The organism is Nocardioides zeicaulis (assembly GCF_042432345.1).
Lineage (GTDB): Bacteria > Actinomycetota > Actinomycetes > Propionibacteriales > Nocardioidaceae > Nocardioides > Nocardioides zeicaulis.
In genome coordinates this window covers 2,332,096-2,358,270 of sequence record NZ_JBHLXH010000001.1, presented here as the reverse complement: position 1 = coordinate 2,358,270, position 26,175 = coordinate 2,332,096, and the positions used below count along the sequence as shown (strand labels likewise).

Here is a 26,175-nt window from a genome sequence, read left to right as displayed (position 1 = left end):
GGCGTGGCTAGGCTCCGCGAGGTGACGACGGCGACGGTGGTGGGCTCGGGCCCGAACGGCCTGGCGGCGGCGGTGACGCTGGCCGCCGCCGGTCTCGAGGTCACGGTCCTGGAGGCCGCCGACGTGCCGGGCGGCGGCACGCGGTCCGTCGAGGCCACGCTGCCGGGGCTGCTCCACGACGAGTGCGCGGGCTTCCACCCGTTGGCGGTCGGCTCGGAGCTCGCCCGGACCTTCGACCTCGCCGCCCACGGGCTGCGGTGGGCGTGGCCCGAGGTCCAGTACGCCCACCCGCTCGACGACGGAGGGGGTGCGGCCGCGGTCCGGTCGGTCAGGGGGACGGCTGCTGCCCTCGGACCGGACGCACGGGCGTGGGAGCGGCTGTTCGGGCACCTCACCCGCCGCTTCGAGGCGGTCACCGACGACCTCCTGCGACCCGTGCTGCACGTGCCGCGGCACCCGGTCGGCCTCGTCGGGTTCGGCGCACGGGCCGGCCTCCCCGCCACCGTGCTGGCGCGCCGGTTCGCCGCCGAGCCGGCACGCGCCCTGTGGGCCGGGGTCGCAGCGCACGCCTTCCGCCCCCTCGACACCCTGGCCTCGTCCGCCATCGGGCTCGCCCTCGGCACGGCGGCGCACCACGCCGGCTGGCCGGTGGCGGTGGGCGGGTCGCGCGCGATCGCCGACGCGTACCTCTCGCTCCTCGCGGGGCTCGGCGGCCGGGTGGAGACGGGTGTCCGGGTGAGGTCGTACGCCGACTGTGCCGCCGACGTGGTCATGCTCGACACCTCGCCGCTCGCGGCGGTGGAGATCCTCGGCGACCGGATGCCGGCGCGCGTGCGCGCGGCCTACCGGCGCCACCGCCACGGTCCCGGCGCCTTCCAGGTCGCCCTGGCGGTCGAGGGAGGTGTCCCGTGGGCCTACGAGCCCGCGCGGCGCGCCGGCACCGTCCACGTCGGCGGGACCGCAGCGGAGGTCGCGGAGGCCGAGCGGCAGACCTGGCGGGGCCGGCTCGCCGAGCGTCCCTTCGTCCTCGTCGGCCAGCAGCACCTCGCCGACCCCTCCCGCTCGCGCGACGGCGTCCACCCCGTCGACGCCTACGCCCACGTCCCGGCCGGCTTCGACGGTGACGCCACCGACCTGCTGCTCGGCCAGCTCGAGAGGTTCGCCCCCGGACTGCGGGAGCGGATCGTCGCCGTCGCTCCCCGCTCCCCCCACGACCTCCAGGCCGCCAACGCCAACCTGGTCGGCGGCGACATCGTCGGCGGTGCCAACACCGCCCGCCAGCTGCTCCTCCGGCCTCGGGTCGCGCTCGACCCGTACGCCACCGGCGCGCCCGGGGTCTTCCTGTGCTCGGCCGCCACCCCGCCCGGTGCCGGCGCGCACGGCCTGTGCGGCCTCCGCGCCGCCCAGTCCGCGCTCCGCACGCTGGGCCACGGCGCGACCCACGACTGAGCGGCCCGCCGTGTGGCACGCTGCCCCCATGGCCGATCGCGAGCAGCCCGAGGACGGACCGTCGCTGGAGATGCCGTCCCTCTCGCTGCGCCGTCGCCGGCGCACCGAGGCTGCCGCCGAGCCCCCGGCCGACCCCGGGCCCACCGTGGTCCCGTCGCCGCCGTCAGCCGACGAGGCGGACGACCCGGCGCCGGCGCCGCGGCGCGCGCCCCGGTCGTACGACGTCCGGATCCCCGGGCTCGTCGCGGCCCTCGCCACCGGCCTCGTGGTCGGGCTCGCCGCAGCGCTCCTCGGCTGGCTGCTCGGAGCCGGCTGCGACGCGGTGCGCGGCACGTCGTCGTGCGGTGGCGCGATCGGGCTGCCCGCCCTGCTGGCGTCGCTCGTGCTGCTCGCCTGGCTCGGCGGGCTGCTCCTGCGGGTGCTCGGCGTCGCGGACGCCGGGTCCACCAGCATCCTCGCGGTCGCCGTGGGCGCGGTGGTCGTCCTCGTGGTCCTGCTCGGCTCGCTCGACCAGTGGTGGGTCGTGCTGGCGCTGCCGGTGACGGTCGCGGTGGCGTACGCCGCCGCCTGGTGGGTCACCGCGGTCCTCGCGGCGACCCACGCCGACACCGACGTCGACGCCGGTCAGCCGCGCGACGTGCGCTGAACCGCTGGGATCAGCGCGAGGCCGCGATGATCTCGGCGATCTGGACCGTGTTGAGCGCGGCGCCCTTGCGGAGGTTGTCGCTGCTGATGAACAGCGCCAGGCCGCGGTCGTCGGGGACGCCGGGGTCCTGACGGAGCCGCCCGACGTAGGACGGGTCCTTGCCGGCCGCCTTGAGCGGGGTGGGGACCTCGTCGAGCTCGACCCCGGCGGCACCGGCGAGGACCTCGCGGGCGCGGGCGGGGGTCATCGACCGCTCGAACTCGGCGTTGACCGCGAGCGAGTGGCCGGTGAAGACCGGGACCCGCACGCAGATGCCGGAGACCAGCAGGTCGGGCAGGCCGAGGATCTTGCGCGACTCGTGGCGGAGCTTCTGCTCCTCGTCGGTCTCGTTGAGCCCGTCGTCGACGACCGAGCCGGCCATGGGGAGCACGTTGTAGGCGATCGGCTCGACGTACTTCACCGGCTCGGGGAAGGCGATCGCCGAGCCGTCGTAGGCCAGCTCGCGCGCCTTGTCGCCCGCCCCGGCCACGCCGTTGGCGAGCTCGTCGACGCCGGCCACGCCCGACCCGGAGACGGCCTGGTAGGTGGAGACGACCAGACGGGTCAGGCCGGCCTCGTCGTGCAGCGGCTTGAGCACCGGCATCGCGGCCATGGTGGTGCAGTTGGGGTTGGCGATGATGCCGCGCCCGGCCTCGATCACACCGGCCATCGCGTCGGGGTTGACCTCGGAGACGACCAGCGGGATCGCGGGGTCCTTGCGGAAGGCCGAGGAGTTGTCGACGACGATCACGCCGGCGTCGACGAACCGCGGCACCAGGGCGCGCGACGTCGTGGCGCCGGCGGAGAACAGCGCGATGTCGAGGCCCGTGGGGTCGGCGGTCTCGGCGTCCTCGACGGTGATCTCCCGGTCGCCGAACGGCAGGACCGTGCCGGCGGAGCGGGAGGAGGCGAAGAACCGGACCTGGTCGGCCGGGAACTCGCGCTCCAGCAGGATCTGCCGCATCGCGACGCCGACCTGCCCGGTGGCTCCGACGATGCCGATGTTGACCTTCGTCATCGTCCGGTGCCCCCGTAGACGACGGCCTCGACCTCGTCGGCGTCGAGGTCGAACGCGGTGTGCGTGGCACGTACGGCGTCGGGGACCGCGTGCTCGTCGACGACGACCGAGATGCGGATCTCGGACGTGGAGATCATCCCGATGTTGACGCCGGCGGAGGCGAGGGCGCCGAAGAACTTCGAGGTGATGCCGGGGTGGGAGCGCATGCCCGCACCGATGAGCGAGACCTTGCCGATCTTGTCGTCGTAGAGCAGCTTGTCGTAGCCGACCTCACCCTGGATGCGGGCGAGCGCGGTCATCGCGGTCTGGCCGTCGGTGCGCGGCAGCGTGAAGGAGATGTCGGTCAGGCTCGTCGCGGCGGCGGAGATGTTCTGCACGATCATGTCGAGGTTGATCTGGGCGTCGGCCAGCGCCTCGAAGATGCGGGCGGCCTCGCCCACCTTGTCGGGCACGCCGACGACGGTGATCTTGGCCTCGCTGACGTCGTGCGCGACTCCGGCGATGATGGGCTGTTCCATGGTCTCTTCCTCGGGTGCGTCGGGCTGGGGGTCGCTGGTGACCCAGGTGCCCTCGAGCTTGCTGAACGACGAGCGGACGTGGATCGGGATGCCGTAGCGGCGGCCGTACTCCACGCAGCGCAGGTGCAGGATCTTCGAGCCGCAGGCGGCGAGCTCGAGCATCTCCTCGTAGGAGACGGTGTCGAGCTTGCGCGCGGCCGGCACGATCCGCGGGTCGGCGGTGAAGACGCCGTCGACGTCGGTGTAGATCTCGCAGACGTCGGCCTCGAGCGCCGCCGCGAGCGCGACCGCGGTCGTGTCGGACCCGCCGCGGCCGAGGGTGGTGATTTCCTTGGTGTCCGCCGAGACGCCCTGGAAGCCCGCCACGATGACGATGTGGCCCTCGCCGATCGCCTGGGTGACGCGCCCGGGGGTGACGTCGATGATCTTCGCCTTGCCGTGCTGGGCGTCGGTGATCACCCCGGCCTGCGAGCCGGTGAACGAGCGCGCCGTGAATCCGAGGTCGCTGATCGCCATCGCCACGAGGGCCATGGAGATGCGCTCGCCGGCGGACTGGAGCATGTCGAGCTCGCGGGCAGGCGGGAGCGGCGTCACGGCGGCGGCCAGGTCGAGCAGGTCGTCGGTCGTGTCGCCCATGGCGGACACGGCGACGACGACGTCGTGGCCGGCCTTCTTGGTGTCCACGATGCGCCGGGCGACGCGCTTGATGGCGTCGGCGTCGGCGAGCGAGGAGCCGCCGTACTTCTGCACGACAATGCCCACGGTGGGTCCCTCGGCAATCCGGGTCGGGTCGGGTGGTGGTCGCCCGCAGGCGCCGTTGCCGCAGGTCCGGGGGTGATTCTACGGCTGCTGGCCGACGCGTCCCTCGAGCATCTCATCCGCGACCGCGACGGCCTCGGCGTTGGCCTCGAAGTCGGTGTCGAAGCGGTCGTGCGCGACCACGGTGAGCAGCGCGTTGAGCGCGGCGCCGGCGAGGTTGCCCCAGTTGTTGACGTAGGAGAACTGCCACCACCACAGCGCCTCGTCGACGTTGCCCGAGCGGAAGTGGCGCAGCCCGTTCTCCAGGTCGATCGCGATCGAGGCCATGTCGTCGGAGAGCCGGGACTCGACGACCTCGGGGATGTAGGGGTCGAACACGAACGTGTACGCGTCGATGCCGCCGAGCATCTCGGCCAGCCGCAGCCGCAGCTCGTCGATGTCGGCCTCGGGACCGACGTCGGGCTGGTACTCCTCGCGGGGCGTGAAGTCGGTCTGCGCGCCCAGCCGGGCGCCGGCCAGCAGGACCTGGCTGATCTCCAGCAGCAGCAGCGACACCGCCTGCGCACCGTTGCCCTCGCGGGCAATCTCGCGCAGCGCGAGCAGGAAGCTCTCCACGGAGTCGGCGATCTGCTCGCCGAAACGAGTCTCCTCGATCTCGGTCATTCTGCTGATCTCCTTCCGGCGAAAGCACGTCCGAGCGTGACCTCGTCGGCGTACTCGAGGTCACCACCCACAGGCAGTCCACTCGCCAGCCGGGTCACGCGCAAGCCCATCGGCAGGAGCAGGCGTGTGAGGTACGTCGCGGTGGCCTCGCCCTCGAGGTTGGGATCGGTGGCGAGGATGACCTCGGTGACCTCGCCGCTGGCCAGGCGTGGCATCAGCTCCTTGACGTGGAGCTGGTCGGGACCGATGCCGTCGATCGGCGAGATCGCCCCGCCGAGCACGTGGTAGCGGCCACGGAACTCGCGGGTGCGCTCGATCGCGACGACGTCCTTGTACTCCTCGACCACGCACAGCACCGCCGGGTCGCGCCGCGGGTCGCGGCAGATCCGGCACTGCTCGTCCTCGCTGACGTTGAAGCACACGGAGCAGAACTTCACCCGTGCCTTCACCTCGATCAGCACGTCGGCGAGCCGGCGCACGTCGGTGGGCTCGGCCTGCAGGAGGTGGAAGGCGATGCGCTGCGCGCTCTTGGGACCGACGCCGGGCAACCGGCCGAGCTCGTCGATCAGGTCCTGGACGACACCCTCGTACAACGACGCCTCGCCTCAGCCCAGCGAGGGCGGCGGGAAGCCGAGGCCGCCGCCCGCCCCGCCACCCGTAGCGCCGTCGGCGCCGCCGCCGAGGCCGCCGAGGCCGTCGGTGAGCGGGCCGAGGGAGTCACTCGCGAGCGCCTCGGACTTGGCCCGGGCGTCGCGGTAGGCCGCGACGATCAGGTCGGAGAGGTCCGACAGGTCGTCGGGGTCGGTGCCGTTGAACTCGCCCGCGCGGATGGTGACGCCGACCAGCTCGCCGACACCGTTGGCGGTGACGCTCACGGCGCCGCCTGCGACGGTGCCCTCGACGGTCTGGCGGGCGAGGGCGGTCTGGGCCTCCTCGAGCTGCTGCTGCATCTGCTGGGCCTGCTGGAGCAGGGCGTTCATGTCGAAGCCGCCGCCGCCGAGGGCGTCGAAGGGGTTCTGGGTCATCGGTTCTCCCGTGGGTGGGGTGTGCGGACGTCGGGGGTGGCCGGCAGGCCAGTCAGTCGTTGCGGATCTCCTCGATCAGCCGGGCGCCGAGCGTCTGGCTGAGCAGGGACTCGGTGTCGAGGGCGGCCGACTCGGCGTCGGGGTCGTCGGGGTCCGCGTCGTCGTCGGGCGAGCGCACCGGCTCGGCCGGGCGGCTCGCCCCGCCACCGGAGCGGGCCGCCTCGAACGCCTCGCGGGCGGGAGCGGCGGACACGACGGGCTTCGCGGGCGCTGCGGAAGCGGGCTCGGCAGGCGCGGCGTCGCCGGTGACCCACGCGGGCGGAGCGCCCGGCGCGTCCTGACCAGGCTGGCCGGGCTGGCCGGGCTGGCCGGGCTGGCCGGGCGGGCCGGGCGGGCCCTCCGGGGCCGGCACGGCCGGTGCGGGCTGCTGGGGGGCGGTCGAGGCCTGGCGGACCACCGGCTCCTGGGCGCTCGCGCCGCTGGGGTCGACGATCGACTCCACGCGCCAGTCCATGCCCACCACGTCGATGGCCGCCTGGCGGAGGATCTCGTCGCAGCCGCCGTTGACGAAGGAGTCGCGGGCGCCGGCGTTGGCGAAGCCGACGGTCAGGCGGGTGCCGTCGACGTCGACCACGTGGGCGTGCTGCGAGAGCACCATCCAGGCCAGCCGGCGCCGGTTCTTGGTCTGGTCGAGGATGTCGGGCCACAACCGGCGGACGTCGACCAGGCTCAGACCGCCACGCGGGCCGCCGGGCTGGGCGGCCACCGGCTGCTCGGCGGCGGGACGGTCGCTCGCGGCCGGTGCCGGCGGCGGCGCGGGGTCCTCGACCGTGGGGCGCGGCGGGGCGGACGCGGCGGCCGGCTCCGCGGTGGTGGCCGGTGCCGCGGTCGGGATGGGCGGCGGGGGCGGCGGGGGCGGCGGGCCGTCCTCGCGCACCGATGCGGACGTCGGGACGGGCGGCGGGGGCGCGGGCTCGTCGCGGTGGGCGGGCGCCTCGGCCGGCGGGGCGGCAGGTGCGGCGGCGGACTGCGGCGGGGCGGCAGGCGGCGCGGCGGACTGCGCCTGCGGGGTGGGCTGCTGCGCCGGCTCCTGGACCGCGGGCGCGGCGGAGGCGGGGACGGCAGCGGCGCGGGCGGCGGCTGCCGGGGTGGCGGGCCCGGCCATCTCGAGGCGACGCTCGAGCCGCTCGAGGCGGGCCATCACGCCGTCGGAGGTGTGGTCGGCGCCGGGCAGCAGCACCCGGGCGCAGAGCAGCTCGAGGAGCAGCCGCGGCGCGGTGGCGCCGCGCATCTCGGTCAGCCCGGCGGCGACGATGTCGGCGGCCCGGCTGAGCTCGATGGCCCCGAACCGGGCGGCCTGGGCGACCAGGCGCTCCCCCGCGTCCTCGGCGACGTCGATCAGGCCGGTCGCCGGGGCGTCGGGAACGGCGGTGACGATGACGAGGTCGCGCAGCCGCCGCAGGAGGTCCTCGGTGAAGCGACGCGGGTCCTGCCCGGTCTCGACGACCTTGTCGACGACGGAGAACACGCTGCCGCCGTCGCGTGAGGCGAACGCCTCGACCACCTCGTCGAGCAGGGAGTCGGGGGTGAAGCCGAGCAGGTCGGTGGCGAGCTTGTGGGTGACGCCGGCGGGCCCGGCACCGCCGAGCAGCTGGTCGAGCACCGACAGGGTGTCGCGGGCGGACCCGGCGCCGGCGCGCACCACGAGCGGCAGCGCGGCGGACTCGATGGCCACGCCCTCCTCGGCAGCGAGCTGCGAGAGGTAGTCGCTGAGCAGGCGCGGCGGGATCAGCCGGAACGGGTAGTGGTGGGTGCGCGAGCGGATGGTCGGCAGCACCTTGTCGGGCTCGGTGGTGGCGAAGATGAACCGCAGGTGGGGCGGGGGTTCCTCGACGAGCTTGAGCAGGGCGTTGAAGCCCTGCGTGGTGACCATGTGGGCCTCGTCGATGATGTAGACCTTGTAGCGGTCGCGCACCGGCGCGAAGAACGCCTTCTCCCGCAGGTCGCGGGCGTCGTCGACGCCGCCGTGGGAGGCCGCGTCGATCTCGATGACGTCGATCGACCCCGGCCCGCCGCGGGCCAGGTCGCGGCAGCTGTCGCACTCGCCGCACGGGTCGGAGATCGGCGCCCGGGCGCAGTTGAGCGCCCGCGCCAGGATCCGCGCCGAGGTGGTCTTGCCGCAGCCGCGCGGGCCGGAGAAGAGGTACGCGTGGTTGACCCGGTTGGCCGCCAGCGCCGCCCGCAACGGCTCGGTCACGTGGTCCTGCCCGATGACCTCCTGGAAGGTCTCGGGCCGGTAGCGGCGATAGAGCGCGAGCGGTGACTCCACGTCGTGAACCCTAACCGTGCCCACCCACACCGACCACCGCGCGTACGCCGGTCCCGTCAGGCCCCGGACCACCGCCCCACGTGAGGGTGGCGGCATCCGACATCCGCCCGACCCCGACACATGTCGTACGCCGCCAGGGTCGGCGCCGCCCGGGCGAGCGTGGCGGGAAACGACATCCGCCCAGCCCCCACGCCTGTCGTACGCCGCCAGGGTCGGCGTGCGCCACCGGGGCAAGACATGGAAAGGCCCCCCACGCACCCGTCAGAGCTCACTGACCCTTGCTGCCTTCCGGCCCTGGGGGATTGGGCGAGGTGACGCCGCGTGGGGGGTTGCCGGGGAGTCTAGGCGAGCCGGGACGGGCGCCCCAAACCCGGGTCCGGGCAGGCGATTTCACCGGCCACCGAGGCGACCGGTACTCTCCTCGGCGGAGGTATCGCCTAGTGGCCTATGGCGCTCGCTTGGAAAGCGGGTTGGGTTAACAGCCCTCGGGGGTTCGAATCCCCCTACCTCCGCCGACGCGAGAGCCCCGCACCTGCTGGTGCGGGGCTCTCGTCGTGCCGGGGGCCGTACGCCGGTCAGCGCAGGGCGGCCTTGAGGCCGTAGCGCCACTCCTCGGAGATCAGCAGGCTGCCCTCGTCGAGGCGACGCTCGACGGCGTCGACGAGCATCGCCGAGGCGCCCTCGGGGTAGACCCGGTCCCACGACAGCTCGGCGCGGTGCTCGTAGACGTGGTGGATGACCGCGGTCATCAGGTGCTTGTCGACGGGCGGGGCGAGGAAGTTGCTCCCGGCCAGGAAGGTCTCGGAGCGGTCGGAGCCGAAGCGCAGCGTCACGCACGGCACCTCCAGCACGTTGGCCTCCTCCACGATGCTGCCGGAGTCGGTGACGATCACCGCGCACATCGACATCGCCGCGACCACGTCGAGGTAGCTGTCCCACACCGGCGTGGAGATGAGGGCGTCGCCGAAGCGGGCCTCGAGGTCCTCCAGCCACTGGCGGCGGCCGAAGTTGTCGATCGCGGCCTCGGTGCCGAGCAACCGGATGAACAGGACGTGGTGGCCCTGCTCGAGCAGGTCCTCCATCGCGTCCATCAGCAGGTTGAACCGGTCGCGGTTGGTGGTGTTCTCGCGGCGGTGCACGCAGAAGCGCAGGAACGAGCCGTCGCCCATCTGCGGGAAGCGCTGCAGCACCTGGTTCTTGTCGCTGCCCGCGACCGCCTGCCCGAGGGCGTCGACCACGGAGTTGCCGACGACGTCGATCGCGGCGGGCGCGAAGCCCTCGTCGAGGAGGAACTCGCGGTTGAGCTCGACCGGAGCGGCGTGCAGGTCGGAGCCGGCGTCGCACACGCGGGTGTTGAACTGCTCGGGCGAGGGCTCGCGGCTGCCGCGCGACCAGCTCGCGCGGTCGACCGACTGCGCGCGGAACGACGCCCAGTCGAGGTCGGCCCCCTGCTCCATCCAGCCCCGCAGCACCTCCGGCTTCGGCGACAGGGTGCGCAGGCCCGCCTCGACGTGCACCAGCGCCTGGCGCTCGCCGAAGGTGGCCAGCGAGCCCGCCATCGCGGTGGTGGTGTCACCGTGGACGTAGGTGATCGGGAAGCCGCCGCGCTCGGCGAAGCCACGGAGGTAGAGGGCGAGCTTGGCGGTGATGCCGGAGACGAGGTCGTTCACACCGCCGCGGACCTCGAGGTTGATGTCCTCGCGCACGCCGAACTCGTCGAGCATCGACTGCGACAGGTTGTGGTCGTAGTGCTGGCCGGTGTGGCACAGCACGACGTCGTGGCCGCGCTCGCGCAGATCGTGGTAGATCGGCGCCTGCTTGATGATGTCGGGCTTGGTGCCGACGACGACGATGTGCTGGGCGTTCTCGTGGGACATGGGTTCCTTCGGCGGTGGGTCAGAGCAGGTCCTCGCGGGTGCTGGCCGCGAGGAGGGAGCGCAGGCGCTCGAGGGTGGGGGTGTCGAGCGCCTTGGCCTTGTCGAGGACGTAGACGGCGTCCTCGTGGGTGACCACGATGAGGCCGCGGGCGCCGAGGGTGACCACCGGGCGGCCGTCCATGCTCGCCACGAGGGTGTCCTCGGCGTCGAGCTGGAGCGCCGGGCCGATCGAGGTGACCCGCTGGTCGTGGAGCACCCGCTCGAGGCGGGTCCACGTGCCGACGTCGGTCCAGCCGAGCTGGCGCGGCACCACGAGGCACTGCATGCCGGCCCACATCAGCGGGTAGATCTCGTGGCCGCCGATCGCCGCGCCGCGGTAGCCCTGGCCGGGCTCGCCGGTCCTGGCGAAGCGCTCGATCGAGTCGAAGATCAGCGGCAGCGCGGTGCGGTAGGCGTCGCAGGCGGCCCCGACGCGCACGCCGTAGCAGGCGGTGTTCCAGTAGAGCCGGCCGCTCTCGCCCAGCTCCTCGACCAGCTCGAGCTCGGGCTTCTCGTGGAACGACTCGATGACCTGGACGGTGTCGTCGCCGCCCTTGGTGTGGATGTAGCCCAGGCTCGGGTCGTAGCGGGTCGGCTCGGCACCGAGCACGACCATCGACCCCGGCGTCCGGCCAAGCTGCTCGAGCATGTCGCGCGAGGCGGCGTTGAAGGCCTCCTCCTCGTTGATCAGGTGGTCCGAGGGGGCGATCAGCGCGGGGGCGTTGCCGTACTTGTGCGCGAGCGTGGCGATGCTGAGCCCGAACGCCGTCGCGGGGCCGGCGGGGTCCTCCTCGAGGATCAGGTTCTCCGCCGGCACCGGGCCGAGGTTGGCCCGCGCCGCGTCGGCGAACCGGGCGCGGGTCGAGACGTGGATCCGGGAGGGGTCGACCAGCTGGCTGAGCCGCTCGATGGTGCCGGTCAGCAGCGGGCGGTCGCGCACCACGGGCTGGAACTGCTTGGGCGCGCGGTCCCTGCTGATCGGCCAGAGCCGCGATCCCTGGCCGCCGGCCAGGATGACGGCGACGGGCTCGTCGCTGGAGTCGGTCATGTGGTGATTCCATCACGTCGCGGCACACCCCTGGTGGCGAACGGTGGGCGGTGGGGCGTCACCGGGGCGTCGGGCACGCGACGACGGGCGCGGTCAGCGACGCCGCAGCAGCGGGCGCAGCATGGCCGCCAGCGCGAGCAGCGAGCCCGCCACCAGCCCCGACCAGAGCAGCATCGCGCGCGGCGTGCCGAAGAGGTCCACCCGCTCGGGCGCGGGCGGCGCCTGCGCGTCGGCCCGCACGGCCGGCTCGGTGGTCTCCACCTTGCCCTTGCGGCCCGGGCGCAGCTCGCGGGTCAGCGCGTCGCCGGCCTGCACCACGCCGGCGCCGGTCCAGGGGTCGCGGTAGCTCCCCTCGGCGGGCAGGCCGCCCGACTCGGTCGTCTGCTCGAGCCGCGCGACGAGCTGGGCGGCGGTCTCGCGCGGGAAGCGCTGGCGCAGCAGGGCCAGCACGCCGCTCACCTCGGCCGCGGCCCACGACGTGGCGACGTCGACGGTGCCGCAGCGCTGGCCGTTGGCGTTGACCGACAGCGCCCCCACGGTGGGCGCCGCGACGTCGGTGTCGGCGTTGGGCACGACGTACTGGGCGGGCGAGTCGCCATTGGGCGGGAGCGCGGTGACCGCGACGACACCGGGGTAGTCGGCGGGGAAGACGGACGCGTCGTTGCCCTCGGTGCCCTCCGACGTCGACGAGCCGTCGGGGTCGACCACCTTGTTGCCCGCGGACGCCACGACGACCGCGCCGGTCGCCACGAGCTTGGCGACGGCGTCCTCGAGCGCAGGGTCGGCGCGCGTGACGGCGAGGGAGATGTTGACGACGTCGAAGCCGCCGGGCACCGCGAGCAGGCGGTCGATCCCGGCGACGATCGCACCGGAGCTCAGCGGCTTCTCGCCCTGGCTCGTGTCGGCGCCGTCCTTGTCGTAGACCTTGACGTCGACCACGGTCGCGTCGGGCGCGACGCCGTCGGGCCCGGCGATCAGGCCGGCGACGATGGTGCCGTGGCCCGACAGCACGGCGCCGGACGCCCCGTCGACCGGGCCGAGGTGCTCGACCGCGAGGCCGGGCACGTCGGCCACCCCGCTGTCGACGACGGCGACCCGCACGCCGCGACCGGTCGCCAGGCGCTGGGCGTCGTCGACGTGCATGCGGTCGAAGACCGCGTTGTCCTTGGTCGTGGTGTCGGCGAGCTGCTCGGAGCCGGGGATCTGGTCGCTCTGGCAGGGGGCGTCCTCGTCGGCCGCGTGCGCGGGCGCTGCCACGAGCGCGGCCCCGGGCAGCACCGCCGCCGCCACGACGCCCGACGCGAGCACGGTGCGCAGGCGGGCGCTCACGACCCGGCTTCCGCGGCGTCGTCCTCCGGCGGCGGGGCGTCCTCCGGCACCCGCCGGGCGGAGTTCGTCGAGAGCGGGACGCCCGACTCGAAGAAGCCCACCCACGCGCTCGGCACCAGCGGCGGGTCGACGTCTCCGTAGCCGATGAAGTCGGGCACCTCGGAGCCGACCAGGCGGTACTTCTCGCCCTTGGTGTCGATGACGAAGGCGGTGCCGCCGTCGGCGGCCTCCCACGACCCGGAGAGGACGTAGGCGCCGGCGCTGGGCTCGACGACCACCTCGTGCTCACCGCGCGGCACGTCGGGGGCCGCGTCGCCGGTGGGGTTGGTCGCGAGGCTGACCTCGGGGTCGCCGCCGCCCGCACCGGGGTGGAGCTCGGCGCACAGCGCGCCGCCGGTGACCGCGACGGGCATGCTGCCGGGCCACTCGGGCGGGGTGCCGGGGTCGTCGAAGCTCGCCGACGGCGACTCGGGGATCTCGGTCTGCTCCTTCACCACCGCGGCGTAGACCTGGCCCGCGAAGGCGCTGAGCTCCTGCGGTCCCTCGTCACCGAGCAGGAAGTAGTCGCCCGACGGCGCGTGCAGCAGGTCGCCGATGGAGTACGCCGACAGGTCGGTGCCCGAGCCTGTGTAGCGCACCGGCGCGCCCCGGTCGGCGATGCCGAACGACGCCTCGTCGAGGGGGTCGCCGGCGGGGAAGAGGTTGAGCCAGTCGGCGTCGACCTCGACGGGCGTGGCGCCGAAGCCGAGCCGCTGACCGAGGGTCGAGGCGTCGGTCTCGTCGGTGGGCATCGGGAAGCGGTACGCCCGGCCCTGGTCGTTGCCGACCGACGGGGAGGTCGCGACCAGCCAGCGCTCGCCCTCGCTGGAGACGAGGAAGGCCGAGCCGATGAGGTCCTCGACCGACGGCCGGACCTGGATGGCGACCTTGATGCCGGCGTCGGCGCCGGTGCACGCGGTCCAGCCGTCGTCGACCAGCTCGTCGGACGACGGCAGCCCCGCGGGCGCGCCCTCGATGCCGAGGTCGGGCCCGAGCCGCTCGCCGCGGATGTACTTGTCGCGCACGGTGGAGGGCGTCAGCTGGGCGTCGCCGAGGAGCAGCTGGGCGGAGACGTAGTTGGGCACCCGCTGCAGCACCTCGTCGTCGTTGAGGACGACGTACTGCTCGCCGGTGTCCTTGGAGATCACGAAGCTGCCCTTCTCCAGCCACTGGGCGGGAGGGCGGCCGAGGAGGAAGCCGGCGATCGCGGCACCCGCGAGGAGCAGCACCGACAGCGCCACGCCGCCGATCAGCACCCGGCCGGGCCGCACGGGCTCGACCTCGCGGCCGCCGGGGGCGCCGGAGACGAACGCCGTCACGAGCCGGCGCCTGCTGAAGGCGTGCGCCTCGACGAGGTCCTTCTTGGTGGCCACCGGGTCAGCCCGCCACGGCGGAGACGAAGCCGGCGGCGAGCACCATCAGCGGGAGCAGCGCGAGCAGGGTGATGGTCTCGACGACGTCGCCCAGCCGGCCGCGGCGCACCGACGGCGAGGCCGGCACGAGGGTGAGGCCGAGCAGGACCGCACCGACCGCCGCGAGGCCGATGGCGGCGCCGGCGCGCCAGCCGTCGTGGATCAGCAGCATCGACAGGGCCACCGAGACCAGGCCGAGGATGCCCGAGGCCAGGCCGGCCAGGACCTCCGAGCCGGTGCGGTACTGGCGGGTGCGGAACATGACGGCCAGGCAGCACACGCCGGCCAGGACGGTGCCGAAGACGCCGCGGTCGACCGCGAAGGGAGCGAGCAGGACCAGCAGCGTGCCGACCGTGGCCGAGACGGCGAGCAGGATCTCGTGCCCGACACGGGCGTCGTCGGCGACCTCGTCGGGGTCGATGTCGTCGGGGTCGGCGGTGATGTCGTGGAGGGAGTAGAGCTGGTCGACCTTGGTGCCGGTGACGCCGAGGGCCAGCCACGGGAACACGCTGCCGGCGAGCACGACGAGGGTGAGCAGCACGGTCAGGACCGCACCCGGCTCGACGTCGGCGACCCGGATGACCAGCGAGCTGGCGACCAGCACGGCGCCGACCACGATCGCCGGGATGACGAGGGGCCGGCCCTCCTGCAGGCCGACCACGGCGACCACGCCGGCGGCGAGCATCGCCAGGCCGGCGAAGAGGAGGGCGTGGGTGAAGAAGAGGTCGTGCAGCGGCCAGCTCCACGCGGGCAGGTCGCCGGGGGCGAGCAGCAGCCCGGCCACGGCTGCGTAGACCGCACCCAGCAGCGAGACCGCGACGCCCGCCTCGGGCTCGTCCTGGGCGCGCGCCAGCACGATGCCGCCCACGACCAGCAGCGCGGCGATGACGCCGGCGGCGACGCCGCCCAGGACGCTCTCGCCCTTGAGCAGCAGCGCGAGGGCGCCGAGGCCGAGCAGGATGCTGCCCGCGCCGAGCGCCGTACGCCGCCCCGCGGCCGGCTCCCACGGCTTGAGCTCGTTCTCGACCACGTCGGCCATCGCCTCGACGACGTCGTCGTAGACCCGGGGGGCGGGCTCGTCGACACCGGCGCTGACCGTGAGCAGGCCGCCGTCCTCGATGCCCTGCATCGTCAGGCCGGCGTTGTTGGCCAGGACGCGGCCCTCCTGGGTCACCAGGCGGTAGCCGCCGTAGACGGTGGAGGCGTCGAGCAGGCCGACCGAGCGCGCCAGCTCGGGCACGAGCTCGGCGACCGGGATCGCGCCCGGCAGGACGAGGTCGACCCGCCTCGAGCCCGAGGCGATGGTCACCCGCACCAGGCCCGAGGTGACCGAGGAGCCCTGACTCATTCTTCCCCCTGAGAGTGCTTCCACTGCGCCCGCCCGAGGGCGACGGCGCGTCGAACGGGGAGCAGCCTAGGACAACGGGTGCTCCACACGCGGCGAGGCCGGTCGCCCCCGGAGGGACGACCGGCCTCGACGAGACGTGCCGTGCTCAGAAGCGGTTGGCACCGCGAGCGTCGGCGGCCTTGTACTCGGCGTTGGACGCGTCGACGCCCTGGCTCGCCTGCTGCAGCAGGAGGGTCATCTCCTGCATGGCCTGGTCCCACTTGGCCTTGGCCTGGTCGTAGGCCATCTTGGCGTTACCGTTCCAGTCGCTGCGCAGCGGGTTGAGCTCGCTCTCGAGCTGGTCGAGGCGGGCCTCGATGTCCTTGGCGGCCTTCATCACGTCGGCGGCACCGGCGTCGAGGCTGCCGTGCTGGACCTTGATTCCGTCGAAAGTCATGTCGATCTCCTAGATCAGTGAGGGGCGTCGGCCGGTCAGCCGAGGCGGCCCTGGAGGTTGGCGTGGGCGGCGGACTGGCTCTCGTCGGTGGAGACGTTGTCGCGCTCGGTCTCCTTCATCGACGCCGACAGCTGGTCGAGGGCCTTGAGGATGGTCTCCTGCTTCTCGTTCCACGCGATCATGAGGTTGTTGAACGCGGTGGCACCCTGGCCGCCCCATCCGCCCATCATCGTCTGGATGTTGCCGGACAGGACGCCGCACTTGTTCTTCACGTCGCCGCGGGCCTGGTCGACGTGGTCGGCCGCCTTGGAGAGCGCCTTCTCTGTCTGGCCGTACATGTCGCTCATCGAGATTCCTTCTCCCTCGGCGGTCGGACCGACCGAGTTTCTGGTGGTGGTTGATCGTGCACTGGTGGTGATCCGGTGCTCGGGGAGACGTCCCGACCCCCCGCGCTGACGTGCATCTACCCGGGCGGATCGGGCCTAAACATCACGACGTCAATTCCCACAGCCTGCGGAAGACGCCGGCCGCGACGACCGCGGCCGCGAAGGCGAGGCTGCCGCACAGGGACTCCGCGACCTCGGCCCGGCGCGACCACCAGACCGAGCGCCAGCCGCGGCCCGTGGCGACGGCGGCGGCCAGCGCGACGACGCCCAGGCCGATCGCGCACCAGAAGAACGTGTCGAGCTGGTCGGCGCCGGGGCCGGCCGCGAGGAACGCCGCCAGCCACGCCAGCGCCGACAGCCCGGCCAGCCGCAGCAGGTTGCGGGCGGCCGCGTGGCGGTAGGAACGGGCGGCCAGGAGCAGCGAGAGCCCGGCGAAGAGGACCAGGCAGCGGGCGCCGATGCGGTCCAGGTCGATGGTCGCGCGCTGCAGCAGCAGCGGCGCGGCGGTCGCGGTCACGACCAGGACCGCCACCGCCGAGGCGGTCACCGTGCGCGAGGCCCGCCCCACCAGCCGCTCCATCGCCTCGCCCGCGACGACGATGCGCCCGCGCTTGCCCTTGCGTTGGCTGTCGCGGGCCGACCACGCGGTCACCGCGAGCCGCTCGAGGTCGAGCAGCGCCTCGTCGGGCACGTCGATGGCGAGCGAGGGCGCGAACCGGGCGGCCATCATCGCGAGGAAGAGCAGCAGGGTCCACGCGACGCGGGCGTCCCAGCCGAGCAGCGCGGTGGCGCCGCAGCAGGCGAAGACGGTGAGCCCGGTGGCGATCCACACGGTGGCCACCTCGTCGGCACCCGATCCCAGGGCCCGCCCGATGCCGGCCACGACGGCGGCGGCGATGGCGGTCGACCCGACGACGGCGGGGAGCAGGTGGGCGCCCGGCTCGTAGATGGCGGCGAGGGCCGCGGCGGCGGCGAACGCCGGGGCGGCGGCCGCGCGCTGGCGCAGGTGACGGCCGCCGGGGAGCACGCCGAGGAGCGAGCAGCCCAGCAGCAGCCCGACCGCCACCGTGCGCACGGTGTCCTCGCCCAGGCGGGCGGCGTACCAGCCGGCGAGGACGGCCACGCCGGCGGCGACCGCGGCGATCATCGAGGCCAGCGCCGGGGTCTCGGGGGCGTTCTTGGCCTTCTCCAGCAGGGTGACCTTGCGGGGCCGGTGCACGCCGGTCGTGGCGACGAGGACGTCCCCGGACTGCACGCCCGCGTCGGCGAGGGCGACGGAGGCGTTGAGCCGCTCCCCGAGCGCGGTCTGCAGCAGCGGGATGCCGCTGACGTCGGCCTGCTGGGCGTACTCGCGTGCCACGTCGACCGAGGTCGCGCCGGCGGGCACGACGAGGTCGAGCACGCCGGCGGGGCCGTGCACGCTCACGGCGATGGTCGCGTCAGCAGGGCTGGACATGGCGACGTCCGACACGGGTCCCCCTTCACGTGCCTCGGGCGGGCGCTCCTGCGCTGCAGGGTAGTCGCGGCGCCTGCGGGAGCACACCTATCATCGTCGCGACTTCATCGGGTGCGGCACTGGGGGACGAGTTGAGCACGACACTGCGAGGCGGCCAGAGGCTCGACGAGCCGGAGATGCCCGGCGGCCAGATCGTCCTGCAGCCCCCGCCGGAGCTCCAGGAGGGCGAGGGCGCCGGCGGCGTGCTGATGAACGCCATCCCGATGCTCGGCAGCCTCGGCTCGATCGTCCTCGTGGCCACGATGGGCGGGGCCAACAAGAGCCGCAGCTTCCTCGCCGCGGGCATGTTCCTCTTCGCCACGCTCGGCTTCATCGTCGTGCAGATCGACCGGCAGCGGAAGCAGCGAGCGCAGCAGGTGACCGGCTCGCGCACCGAGTACCTGCGCTACCTCAGCAACATCCGCAAGGTCGCCCGCGAGGCCGCCGACCAGCAGCGCCGGGCGCTCAACTGGCACCACCCCGAGCCGGACGCGCTGCCCTCCCTCGCCGAGGACCGCACGCGCCTGTGGGAGCACACCGCCTCCGACGACCACTTCCTCCACGTGCGCTACGGCCTGTGCTCGCAGCCGCTGTCGCTGGAGCTGGTGCCGCCGGAGAGCGCCCCCGTCGACCAGGTCGACCCGGCCGCCGCGTCCGCCCTCCACCGCCTGCTCGTGGTGCACCGCATCCAGCCCAACCTGCCGGCCTCGATCGACCTGCGCGCCTTCGACCGCATCGAGCTGTGCGGCGACGCCGAGGAGGTCCGCTCGACCGCGCGCGCCATGATCTGCTCGGCCACCGCGTTCCAGAACCCCGACCAGCTCGTCGTGGCGGTGCTGAGCTCGGAGCAGAACCTCACGCACTGGGACTGGGTCAAGTGGCTCCCCCACGCCCAGAGCAGCCGCGAGGCCGACGCCGTCGGCCCGATGCGCCTGGTCTCGACCTCCCTCGACGACCTCGGCGCGCTGCTGCCGCCCGACCTCAGCGACCGCCCGCGCTTCGGCGCCGACGAGCGCGCGGCGACGCCCCACATCCTGCTGGTCATCGACGGCGGCCACCTGCCGCCGGGCAACCACATCGTCCCGCCCGACGGGCTCCACGGCGTCACGCTGCTCGACCTGCCGAGCCGCTGGGACGAGCTCGAGGACTCCACCCGGCTGCGCCTGGAGTTCGTCGACGGCCCCGACGAGCTCGGCAAGCGCCCGGTCCGCGCGCTGCGCCTGCGCGGCGAGCCGGTCAAGGCGCTGGCCGACCAGTGCGACCTCGCCACCGCCGAGGCGTACGCCCGCCGCATCGCGCCGCTGAAGACCGCGAGCGCGGAGGCGGCCTCCTCGGGCGGCACGGTCGACATCACCTCGACCACGCCCGACCACATGGAGCTGCTCGGCCTCGGCGACATCTTCTCCTACGACCCCGCCACCGCCTGGCGCCCGCGACCGGCGCGCGACCGGCTGCGCGTGCCGATCGGCATCGGCGACTCCGGCGGGATGGTCCACCTCGACATCAAGGAGTCCGCCCAGCAGGGCATGGGCCCCCACGGCCTGGTGATCGGCGCGACCGGCTCGGGCAAGTCGGAGTTCCTGCGCACCCTCGTCCTCGGCCTGGTGATGACGCACTCCTCCGAGCAGCTCAACCTCGTGCTCGTCGACTTCAAGGGTGGCGCGACCTTCGCCGGCATGGCCGACATGCCGCACGTGTCGGCGGTGATCACCAACCTCGCCAACGAGCTCACCCTCGTCGACCGCATGCAGGACGCCCTGTCCGGCGAGATGACGCGGCGCCAGGAGCTGCTGCGCGACGCCGGCAACTACGCCTCGGTGCGCGACTACGAGAAGGCTCGCGCCAACGGCGAGCCGCTCGAGCCGATGCCGTCGCTGTTCATCGTCGTCGACGAGTTCTCCGAGATGCTCTCGGCCAAGCCGGAGTTCATCGACCTCTTCGTCGCGATCGGCCGCCTCGGCCGCTCGCTCGGCCTCCACCTGCTGCTCGCCTCGCAGCGCCTGGAGGAGGGCCGCCTGCGCGGCCTGGAGTCGCACCTGTCCTACCGCGTCGGCCTGCGCACCTTCTCCGCCGGCGAGTCGCGCGCGGTGCTCGGCGTCCCCGACGCCTACGAGCTGCCCGCGGTCCCCGGCCTGGGCTACCTCAAGCCCGACCAGTCCACGCTGCTGCGCTTCAAGGCGGCCTACGTCTCGGGCCCGCCGTCGAGCCGCACCCGCGTGCGCCGCGACGAGGGCGGCGCGATCCGCGGGATCCTGCCGTTCACCATCTCCGAGGTGCAGTCCCTCGAGCAGGTCACCGAGGACACCGAGGTCGCCGCCCCGGTGGTGCAGCAGCAGGGCGAGCAGCCCTCGCTGCTCGACATCGCCGTGGAGCGGATGATCGGCAAGGGCCCGGAGGCCCACCAGGTCTGGCTGCCGCCGCTCGACGTCCCCGACACCCTCGACGAGCTCATGCCCGACCTCACCGAGCATCCCGAGCTCGGGCTCACCTCGCAGCAGTGGCGCAACGTGCCCGGCCTGGTCATCCCGCTCGGCACCGTCGACCGCCCGCGCGAGCAGCGCCGCGACACCATGACGCTCAACCTCACCGGCGCCGCCGGCCACGTCGCGGTCGTCGGCGGCCCGCGCTCGGGCAAGAGCACGCTGCTGCGCAGCATCGTGACCAGTATGGCGCTGGTGACCACGCCGCTGGAGTCGCAGTTCTTCGTGCTCGACTTCGGTGGCGGCACCTTCGCCCCGATGACCCGCCTGCCGCACGTCTCCGGCGTCGCGACGCGCTCGGAGCCCGACGTGGTGCGCCGCGTGATGGCCGAGGTCGAGGGGATCGTCGACCGGCGCGAGGCGTACTTCCGCGAGAACGGCATCGACTCGATCGAGACCTACCGCTCGCGCCGCGCCCAGGGCCGCGCCGACGACGGCTGGGGCGACGTGTTCCTGGTCATCGACGGCTGGAGCACGCTGCGCGCGGAGTTCGACGACCTCGAGATGGAGATCCAGCAGCTGGCCGCCCGCGGCCTGACCTTCGGCCTCCACATCGTCACCGCCTCGACGCGCTGGGCCGACTTCCGCGCCGCGATGCGCGACGTCTTCGGCTCCAAGCTCGAGCTGCGCCTGGGCGACCCGCTCGACTCCGAGGTCGACCGCAAGGTCGCGGCGCTCGTGCCGACCGGCCGGCCCGGTCGCGGCCTGGTGCCCTCCAAGCTGCACTTCCTCGGCGCGCTGCCCCGCATCGACGGCAAGGGCGACGCCGACAGCCTCGGCGACGGGGTCGACCACCTCATCGACACGATGGTCGCCGCCTGGCACGGCCCGCAGGGCCCCAAGCTGCGGCTGCTGCCGGAGAAGGTCACCCTCGAGGCGGTCCGCGAGGACGCCGTGCGCCGGCAGCTGCCGCCCAAGCACGTCCTGCTCGGCATCAACGAGAAGGAGCTCGCGCCGGTCGGCCTCGACGTCGACGCCGAGCCGCACATGCTGATCTTCGGCGACGGCCAGTCCGGCAAGAGCGCGCTGCTGCGGGCGTACGTCCACGAGATCATGCGCACGCGCACGCCCAAGGAGGCGCAGATCGTGCTCGTGGACTACCGCCGATCGCTGCTCGGCGAGGTGCCCGACGAGTACCTGCTCAACTACCTCACCTCCGCCACGCAGGCCACGCCCACCCTCAAGGACATCGCCAGCTACCTCGAGGGCCGCATCCCGGGCCCCGACGTGACGCCCGAGCAGCTGCGCAACCGCTCGTGGTGGACCGGCGCGGAGGTCTTCGTGGTCGTCGACGACTACGACCTCGTCGCCACGCAGCAGTCGTCGCCGGTGTCGTCGCTGCAGCCGCTGATGGCCCAGGCGCGCGACGTCGGCCTGCACGTGGTCGTCGCACGGCGTACGGGCGGTGCGTCCCGCGCGCTCTACGAGCCCGTCATCCAGTCGCTGCGCGACCTCGCCATGCCCGGCGTCATGCTGTCGGGCCCGCGCGACGAGGGCGTGCTGATCGGCAACCTGCGCCCGCAGCCCGCCCCCGAGGGCCGGGCCCGTGTCGTCACGCGCGACGGCGGCACCCAGACCGCCCAGCTGGCCTGGCTCGACCCGACCATGTGAGGCCCGTTCCGTCGCCCGCGGACGGTGCGTGAGGGGGAGGACGAGGTCAGCGGCGGCCGCTGTTGAACATCCCGCGCGCGATCTCGCGGGCGGCGGTGCGCATGAAGTCCTTGAACGCCGTCGACTTCACGACCGTCTCGACCATGGAGTCCTTCGGCTTCGCGGCCCTGGACGCCTTGGTGGTGGCCTTCTCGGTGACGCGCTCGTTCTTCTGCTCGCGCGCCATCTCCTTGACCTTCGCGTCCTCGGCGGCCTTGCGGGCGCCCTCCTCGAGCTTCTTGGCCAGCAGCTCGCGCGCGGACTCGCGGTCGACGCCCTCGGCGTACTTGGTGGCGAGCGGCGACGCCTTCACGGCGGCCTCCATCGCCGACGTGTCGGCCGCACCCATCAGCGACTCGGGAGCGCGGAGGCGGGTCCAGGCGACGGGGGTCGGGGCGCCGCGCTCGTTCATCACCGTCACGACCGCCTCGCCGATCCCGAGCGAGGTGATGACCTCGCCGAGGTCGTCGTAGGCGCTGGTGGGGTAGGTGTTGACGGTCGCCTTGAGCGCCTTCGCGTCGTTGGGCGTGTGCGCGCGCAGCTGGTGCTGCACGCGCGAGCCGAGCTGGGCGAGCACGTCGTCGGGGACGTCGGTGGGCGACTGGGTCACGAAGAAGACGCCGACGCCCTTGGAGCGGATCAGCCGCACGGTCTGCGCGATCTGGTCGAGGAAGGCGTCGGAGGCGTCGTTGAAGAGCAGGTGCGCCTCGTCGAAGAAGAAGACCAGCTTGGGCTTGTCGAGGTCGCCCTCCTCCGGCAGGTCGTGGAAGAGGTCGGCCAGCAGCCACATCAGGAAGGTCGAGAAGATCGCCGGGCGGTCCTGCAGGTTCGGCAGCTCGAGCAGGCTGATCACGCCGCGGCCGTCGTCGGTGGTGCGCAGGAAGTCCTTGGTCTCGAACTCGGGCTCGCCGAAGAACACGCCGGCACCCTGGGCCTCGAAGGAGACGAGCTCGCGCAGGATGACGCCGGCCGTCTGCGGCGAGAGCCCGCCGATCGACTTGAGCTCGGCCTTCCCGGCGGCGTCGCCGGTGAGGTACTGCAGCACGGCGCGCAGGTCGGCGAGGTCGAGCAGCGGCAGGCCGTGGGAGTCGCAGTAGTAGAAGACGAGGCCGAGCGAGGACTCCTGCGTCTCGTTGAGGCCCAGCACCTTCGCGAGCAGCGTCGGGCCGAACGCCGACATCGTGACCCGCACCGGCACGCCGACGCCCTGGCCGCCGATCGCGTAGAGCTCCGTCGGGAAGCCGGTCGCGGTCCACGTCTGGCCGACGCTGGCCGTGCGCGCCGTGAGCTTGTCGCTCGGCTCGCCCGGCGCGCTCAGCCCCGACAGGTCTCCCTTGATGTCCGCGGCGAACACCGGTACGCCGTTGGCGCTGAGCTGCTCGGCCAGCAGCTGGAGGGTCTTGGTCTTGCCCGTGCCGGTCGCGCCGGCGACCAGGCCGTGGCGGTTGAGCATCCCGAGCGGGATCTTGATGTGCACGTCGCTGAGGTGGTCGGCGTCGAGCATCAGCCCGCCCAGCTCGAGGGCCGGGCCCTCGAAGGCGTAGCCCGGCGCGACCGCCGCCGAGATCGGGTCCGTCGGCGCCTCGGGCGCGGGCGGCGCGGCCGGCGCGGTGACGGCCTCCCCCGCTGCGGCGTCCGCGGGTGCGACCTCGGCAGGCGTGCCGTCGGTGGGCGTCGGCTCGGCGGCCGGGATCTCGCTCATGTCGGCGAGCCTAGTCAGCCCGGCGGCCACCGACGAGGGCGTCGTTATGATCGCCGCGTGATCTTCAAGCGGGTGGGCGTCGGCCGGCCCTACCCCGACCACGGGCTGACCTCGCGCGCCTGGGCCGACCTGCCGCCCCGCCAGGTCCGGCTCGACGAGCTGGTGACCACCAAGGACACCCTGCAGCTCGACGCGCTGCTCGACGAGGACTCCACGTTCTACGGCGACCTGTTCGCCCACGTCGTGTCGTGGCGCGGCGACCTCTACCTCGAGGACGGGCTCCACCGCGCCCTCCGCGCGGCGCTGCAGCAGCGCAGCGTGCTCCACGCCCGGGTGCACCACGCCGACGAGGCCGGGGCGGCGCAGTGAGCGGCGCCCTGCGGACGGCGCTGACCCTGGCCGGGCTCGCGCTCCTCGTCGTGGTGGGCGCGCTGTGGGGCTGGTCCGCCCTGACCGCGCCGTTCCCGAAGGAGCAGCCGGTGGCGATCTGCGAGGACACCACGGTCCCCGCCGGGGGCGAGGTACGCCGCGACCAGGTCGTGGTGAGCGTCTTCAACGGCAGCCGCCGCAGCGGCCTGGCCGGCTCGACGAGCGCGCTGCTGGAGGAGCGCGGCTTCGTGGCCGGCGACGTGGGCGACGCACCCAGCGAGACCGCCACCACGCAGATCTGGTCGTCCGACCCGACCAACCCGGCCGTCGACCTGGTCCGCCGCCAGTTCAAGAGGGCCAAGGTCGTCCCGGGCGACTCGCTCGGCGACGGCATCACGGTCGTGGTGGGCGAGAAGTTCCAGGCGCTGCGCAAGAAGCAGGTCGAGTCGGTCACGGCCCGGGCCGACGCGACGTACTGCCGCGCCACCGGCTCGGAGTGACCGGGCGCTGACCGGCGGCGGTCAGCCGTCCTCGCGGGCGCCCCGCTCGGGCACCCACCGGGCGAGCCGGCCGTTCTGCGACACCTGCCGCAGCCGGGCCTCGGTGCCCTCGCGCTGCTTGCGCGGGGTGACCACCACGAGGTCGTCGCCCGAGCGCAGGACCGTGCGCCGCTCCGGCACCAGCACCTCGCCCGCGCGGATGACGAGGGAGACCGACGCCCCTGCCGGGAGGCGCAGCTCGCCCACCTCGACGCCGTGCATCTTGGAGGTCGGCGCGATCGTCACCTGCAGCAGGTCGGCGGCGACACGCTCGAGGGGCGCGGCCTCGACGTCGAGGCCGCGCGGCTCGGAGCGGCGCGCGACCCCCAGCAGCCGGGCGACCAGCGGGAGCGTGGGCCCCGTCAGCAGGGTGTAGACCACGACCATCACGAAGACGATGTCGAACAGGTCGTCGGCCCCGTCGACGCCCTCGGCGAGCGGGATCGTGGCGAGCACGATCGGGACCGCGCCGCGCAGGCCCGCCCAGGAGATGAAGGCGAGGTCGCGCACCCCCATCCGCTGGACCACGCTGCTGGCCACCACCGACAGGGGCCGCGCCACGAGGGTGAGCACCAGCCCGGTCACCAGCGCCTGCGCGACCGTCGCGAGGTCGATCCGGCCCGGGGAGAGCAGCAGGCCGAGCATCACGAACAGCCCGATCTGCGCGAGCCACGCGATGCCCTCGGCGAAGGAGCGCGTGGCCACGCGGTGCGGCAGCTCGCTGTTGCCGAGGATGAGCGCGGCGACGTAGATCGCGGCGAAGCCGGAGGCGTGGACGGCCGACGCGGCGCCGTAGGCGGTGAACGCCAGGCTCAGCACGGCGAGCGGGTAGAGCCCGGAGGAGGGCAGGGCGACGCGCCGCATCAGCCATGCGCCCGCCACGCCGCAGGCAACGCCGATCAGTCCGCCGGCCAGCAGCTCGAAGACGATGGTCCCGGCCACGCCCAGCAGGCCCGCGTCGCCCGCGGCACCGGTGGAGATGACGCCGACCAGCACGACCGTCGGCGCGTCGTTGAGCCCGGACTCGGCCTCCAGCGCGCCCGTGAGCCGCTTGGGCAGCGGCACGACGCGCAGCACCGAGAACACCGCCGCCGCGTCGGTCGGCGAGCAGATCGCACCCAGCAGGATCGCCAGCTCCCACGGCAGGCCGAGCAGCAGGTGGGAGCCCACGGCCACGACGGCGACCGAGACCGCGACCCCGAGCGTCGCCAGCGACACCCCGAGCCGGATGCTCGGCCGCATCTGCCGCCAGTCGGTCGTGAGCCCGCCCTCGGCGAGGATGATCGCGAGCGCGCCGAAGCCGAGCGCGTGCGCGAGCTGGGCGTCGTCGAAGGGGATGGCGAACGGGCCGCCCTCACCGAGGAAGACGCCGATCAGCAGGTAGATCAGCAGCGACGGGAGCCCCGCGCCCGCGGAGACGCGCACGGCGAGGATCGCCGCCAACGTCACGACCGCGCCGACCAGCACGAACGTGTCGAGCTGGTGGACGTCGAACGTCACGGACACCTCGTGCCATCGCCGGGGAACAGGTCGTGGCGCGATCCTATCGGCCCCGGGAGCCCCCGCCGTCCGCGTCCCGC

Annotated in this window: 21 protein-coding genes, 1 tRNA gene and 1 other RNA gene; 6 read left to right on the top strand and 17 right to left on the bottom strand. The window is 73.7% G+C overall.

Translation table 11 applies throughout. The features are described from left to right. Together ACFFJG_RS11535 and ACFFJG_RS11530 are read left to right on the top strand one after the other, a co-directional pair. Positions 1-1,449, top strand: a 1,449-nt coding sequence (locus ACFFJG_RS11535; protein WP_378518871.1) for a phytoene desaturase family protein, incomplete at its 5' end; no start/stop codon positions are given. A 28-nt stretch (positions 1,450-1,477) separates the two neighbouring features. Continuing rightward, positions 1,478-2,095 carry a hypothetical protein gene (locus tag ACFFJG_RS11530; RefSeq protein WP_378518870.1) on the top strand — a complete coding sequence of 206 codons (618 nt, stop codon included), beginning with the start codon at positions 1,478-1,480 and terminating at the stop codon, positions 2,093-2,095. 10 nt (positions 2,096-2,105) lie between these two features. On the opposite strand, the gene ACFFJG_RS11525 is transcribed toward ACFFJG_RS11530, so the two are convergent. The 7 genes from ACFFJG_RS11525 to ffs form a co-directional block, all read right to left on the bottom strand. Further along, complete coding sequence (locus ACFFJG_RS11525) at positions 2,106-3,152, bottom strand: aspartate-semialdehyde dehydrogenase (RefSeq protein WP_378518869.1); 1,047 nt, start codon at positions 3,150-3,152, stop codon at positions 2,106-2,108. Further along, positions 3,149-4,432, bottom strand: a complete 1,284-nt coding sequence (locus tag ACFFJG_RS11520; protein WP_378518868.1) for an aspartate kinase — start codon at positions 4,430-4,432, stop codon at positions 3,149-3,151. Before ACFFJG_RS11520 ends, ACFFJG_RS11525 begins: the two co-directional genes overlap by 4 nt. 78 nt (positions 4,433-4,510) lie before the next feature. Then, positions 4,511-5,092 (bottom strand): DUF5063 domain-containing protein, encoded by a 582-nt coding sequence (locus ACFFJG_RS11515; RefSeq protein WP_378518867.1) that lies wholly within the window; start codon positions 5,090-5,092, stop codon positions 4,511-4,513. Then, positions 5,089-5,685: a recombination mediator RecR gene (recR, locus tag ACFFJG_RS11510; protein ID WP_378518866.1), complete on the bottom strand. Its 597-nt coding sequence runs from the start codon at positions 5,683-5,685 to the stop codon at positions 5,089-5,091. Before recR ends, ACFFJG_RS11515 begins: the two co-directional genes overlap by 4 nt. A 12-nt stretch (positions 5,686-5,697) precedes the next feature. After that, on the bottom strand, positions 5,698-6,117 hold the full coding sequence (locus ACFFJG_RS11505) for a YbaB/EbfC family nucleoid-associated protein (protein WP_378518865.1): 420 nt from the start codon (positions 6,115-6,117) through the stop codon (positions 5,698-5,700). A 52-nt stretch (positions 6,118-6,169) separates the two neighbouring features. After that, positions 6,170-8,446: a DNA polymerase III subunit gamma and tau gene (locus ACFFJG_RS11500; protein WP_378518864.1), complete on the bottom strand. Its 2,277-nt coding sequence runs from the start codon at positions 8,444-8,446 to the stop codon at positions 6,170-6,172. 241 nt (positions 8,447-8,687) lie between these two features. Then, positions 8,688-8,777: signal recognition particle sRNA small type (gene ffs / locus ACFFJG_RS11495), an RNA gene on the bottom strand. Between the two features lie 95 nt (positions 8,778-8,872). On the opposite strand from ffs, the gene ACFFJG_RS11490 reads away from it, so the two are divergent. Further along, positions 8,873-8,958, top strand: a tRNA-Ser gene (locus ACFFJG_RS11490). 63 nt (positions 8,959-9,021) lie between these two features. Here the strand turns inward: ACFFJG_RS11490 and ACFFJG_RS11485 are convergent. The 8 genes from ACFFJG_RS11485 to ACFFJG_RS11450 all read right to left on the bottom strand — a co-directional run bounded on the left by ACFFJG_RS11485 (position 9,022) and on the right by ACFFJG_RS11450 (position 17,816). Further along, the gene (locus tag ACFFJG_RS11485) at positions 9,022-10,323 is read right to left on the bottom strand and encodes a UDP-N-acetyl glucosamine 2-epimerase (protein ID WP_378518863.1); all 1,302 of its coding nucleotides are present in this window, start codon (positions 10,321-10,323) and stop codon (positions 9,022-9,024) included. Positions 10,324-10,342: 19 nt separating this feature from the next. Continuing rightward, on the bottom strand, positions 10,343-11,410 hold the full coding sequence (locus ACFFJG_RS11480) for a sugar phosphate nucleotidyltransferase (protein WP_378518862.1): 1,068 nt from the start codon (positions 11,408-11,410) through the stop codon (positions 10,343-10,345). Positions 11,411-11,503: 93 nt separating this feature from the next. Beyond that, positions 11,504-12,739 (bottom strand): S8 family serine peptidase, encoded by a 1,236-nt coding sequence (locus ACFFJG_RS11475; RefSeq protein ID WP_378518861.1) that lies wholly within the window; start codon positions 12,737-12,739, stop codon positions 11,504-11,506. Then, on the bottom strand, positions 12,736-14,151 hold the full coding sequence (locus ACFFJG_RS11470) for a type VII secretion protein EccB (RefSeq protein ID WP_378518860.1): 1,416 nt from the start codon (positions 14,149-14,151) through the stop codon (positions 12,736-12,738). The genes ACFFJG_RS11475 and ACFFJG_RS11470 overlap by 4 nt, the downstream gene beginning before the upstream one ends. Before the next feature lie 4 nt (positions 14,152-14,155). Next, the gene (eccD, locus tag ACFFJG_RS11465; RefSeq protein WP_378518859.1) at positions 14,156-15,538 is read right to left on the bottom strand and encodes a type VII secretion integral membrane protein EccD; all 1,383 of its coding nucleotides are present in this window, start codon (positions 15,536-15,538) and stop codon (positions 14,156-14,158) included. A 145-nt stretch (positions 15,539-15,683) separates the two neighbouring features. After that, positions 15,684-15,974: a WXG100 family type VII secretion target gene (locus ACFFJG_RS11460; RefSeq protein WP_378518858.1), complete on the bottom strand. Its 291-nt coding sequence runs from the start codon at positions 15,972-15,974 to the stop codon at positions 15,684-15,686. A gap of 35 nt (positions 15,975-16,009) precedes the next feature. Then, entirely contained in the window at positions 16,010-16,321 is a 312-nt protein-coding gene (locus tag ACFFJG_RS11455; RefSeq protein ID WP_378518857.1) for a WXG100 family type VII secretion target, read from the bottom strand. 142 nt (positions 16,322-16,463) lie between these two features. Further along, a complete protein-coding gene (locus ACFFJG_RS11450; RefSeq protein ID WP_378518856.1) occupies positions 16,464-17,816 on the bottom strand; it encodes a hypothetical protein in 1,353 nt (450 codons plus the stop codon). A 131-nt stretch (positions 17,817-17,947) separates the two neighbouring features. Between ACFFJG_RS11450 and eccCa the strand changes: the two genes are divergently transcribed. After that, complete coding sequence (gene eccCa / locus ACFFJG_RS11445) at positions 17,948-21,946, top strand: type VII secretion protein EccCa (RefSeq protein WP_378518855.1); 3,999 nt, start codon at positions 17,948-17,950, stop codon at positions 21,944-21,946. A 46-nt stretch (positions 21,947-21,992) separates the two neighbouring features. Here the strand turns inward: eccCa and ACFFJG_RS11440 are convergent, their stop codons facing one another. Continuing rightward, positions 21,993-23,687, bottom strand: a complete 1,695-nt coding sequence (locus ACFFJG_RS11440; RefSeq protein ID WP_378518854.1) for a helicase HerA-like domain-containing protein — start codon at positions 23,685-23,687, stop codon at positions 21,993-21,995. 57 nt (positions 23,688-23,744) lie between these two features. On the opposite strand from ACFFJG_RS11440, the gene ACFFJG_RS11435 reads away from it, so the two are divergent. Then, positions 23,745-24,056 (top strand): type II toxin-antitoxin system VapB family antitoxin, encoded by a 312-nt coding sequence (locus ACFFJG_RS11435; RefSeq protein ID WP_378518853.1) that lies wholly within the window; start codon positions 23,745-23,747, stop codon positions 24,054-24,056. Then, positions 24,053-24,556 (top strand): LytR C-terminal domain-containing protein, encoded by a 504-nt coding sequence (locus ACFFJG_RS11430; RefSeq protein WP_378518852.1) that lies wholly within the window; start codon positions 24,053-24,055, stop codon positions 24,554-24,556. Before ACFFJG_RS11435 ends, ACFFJG_RS11430 begins: the two co-directional genes overlap by 4 nt. A gap of 21 nt (positions 24,557-24,577) precedes the next feature. Here ACFFJG_RS11430 and ACFFJG_RS11425 read toward each other — a convergent pair whose 3' ends face one another. Then, on the bottom strand, positions 24,578-26,095 hold the full coding sequence (locus tag ACFFJG_RS11425; RefSeq protein ID WP_378518851.1) for a potassium/proton antiporter: 1,518 nt from the start codon (positions 26,093-26,095) through the stop codon (positions 24,578-24,580). Between the last annotated feature and the right edge of the window lie 80 nt (positions 26,096-26,175).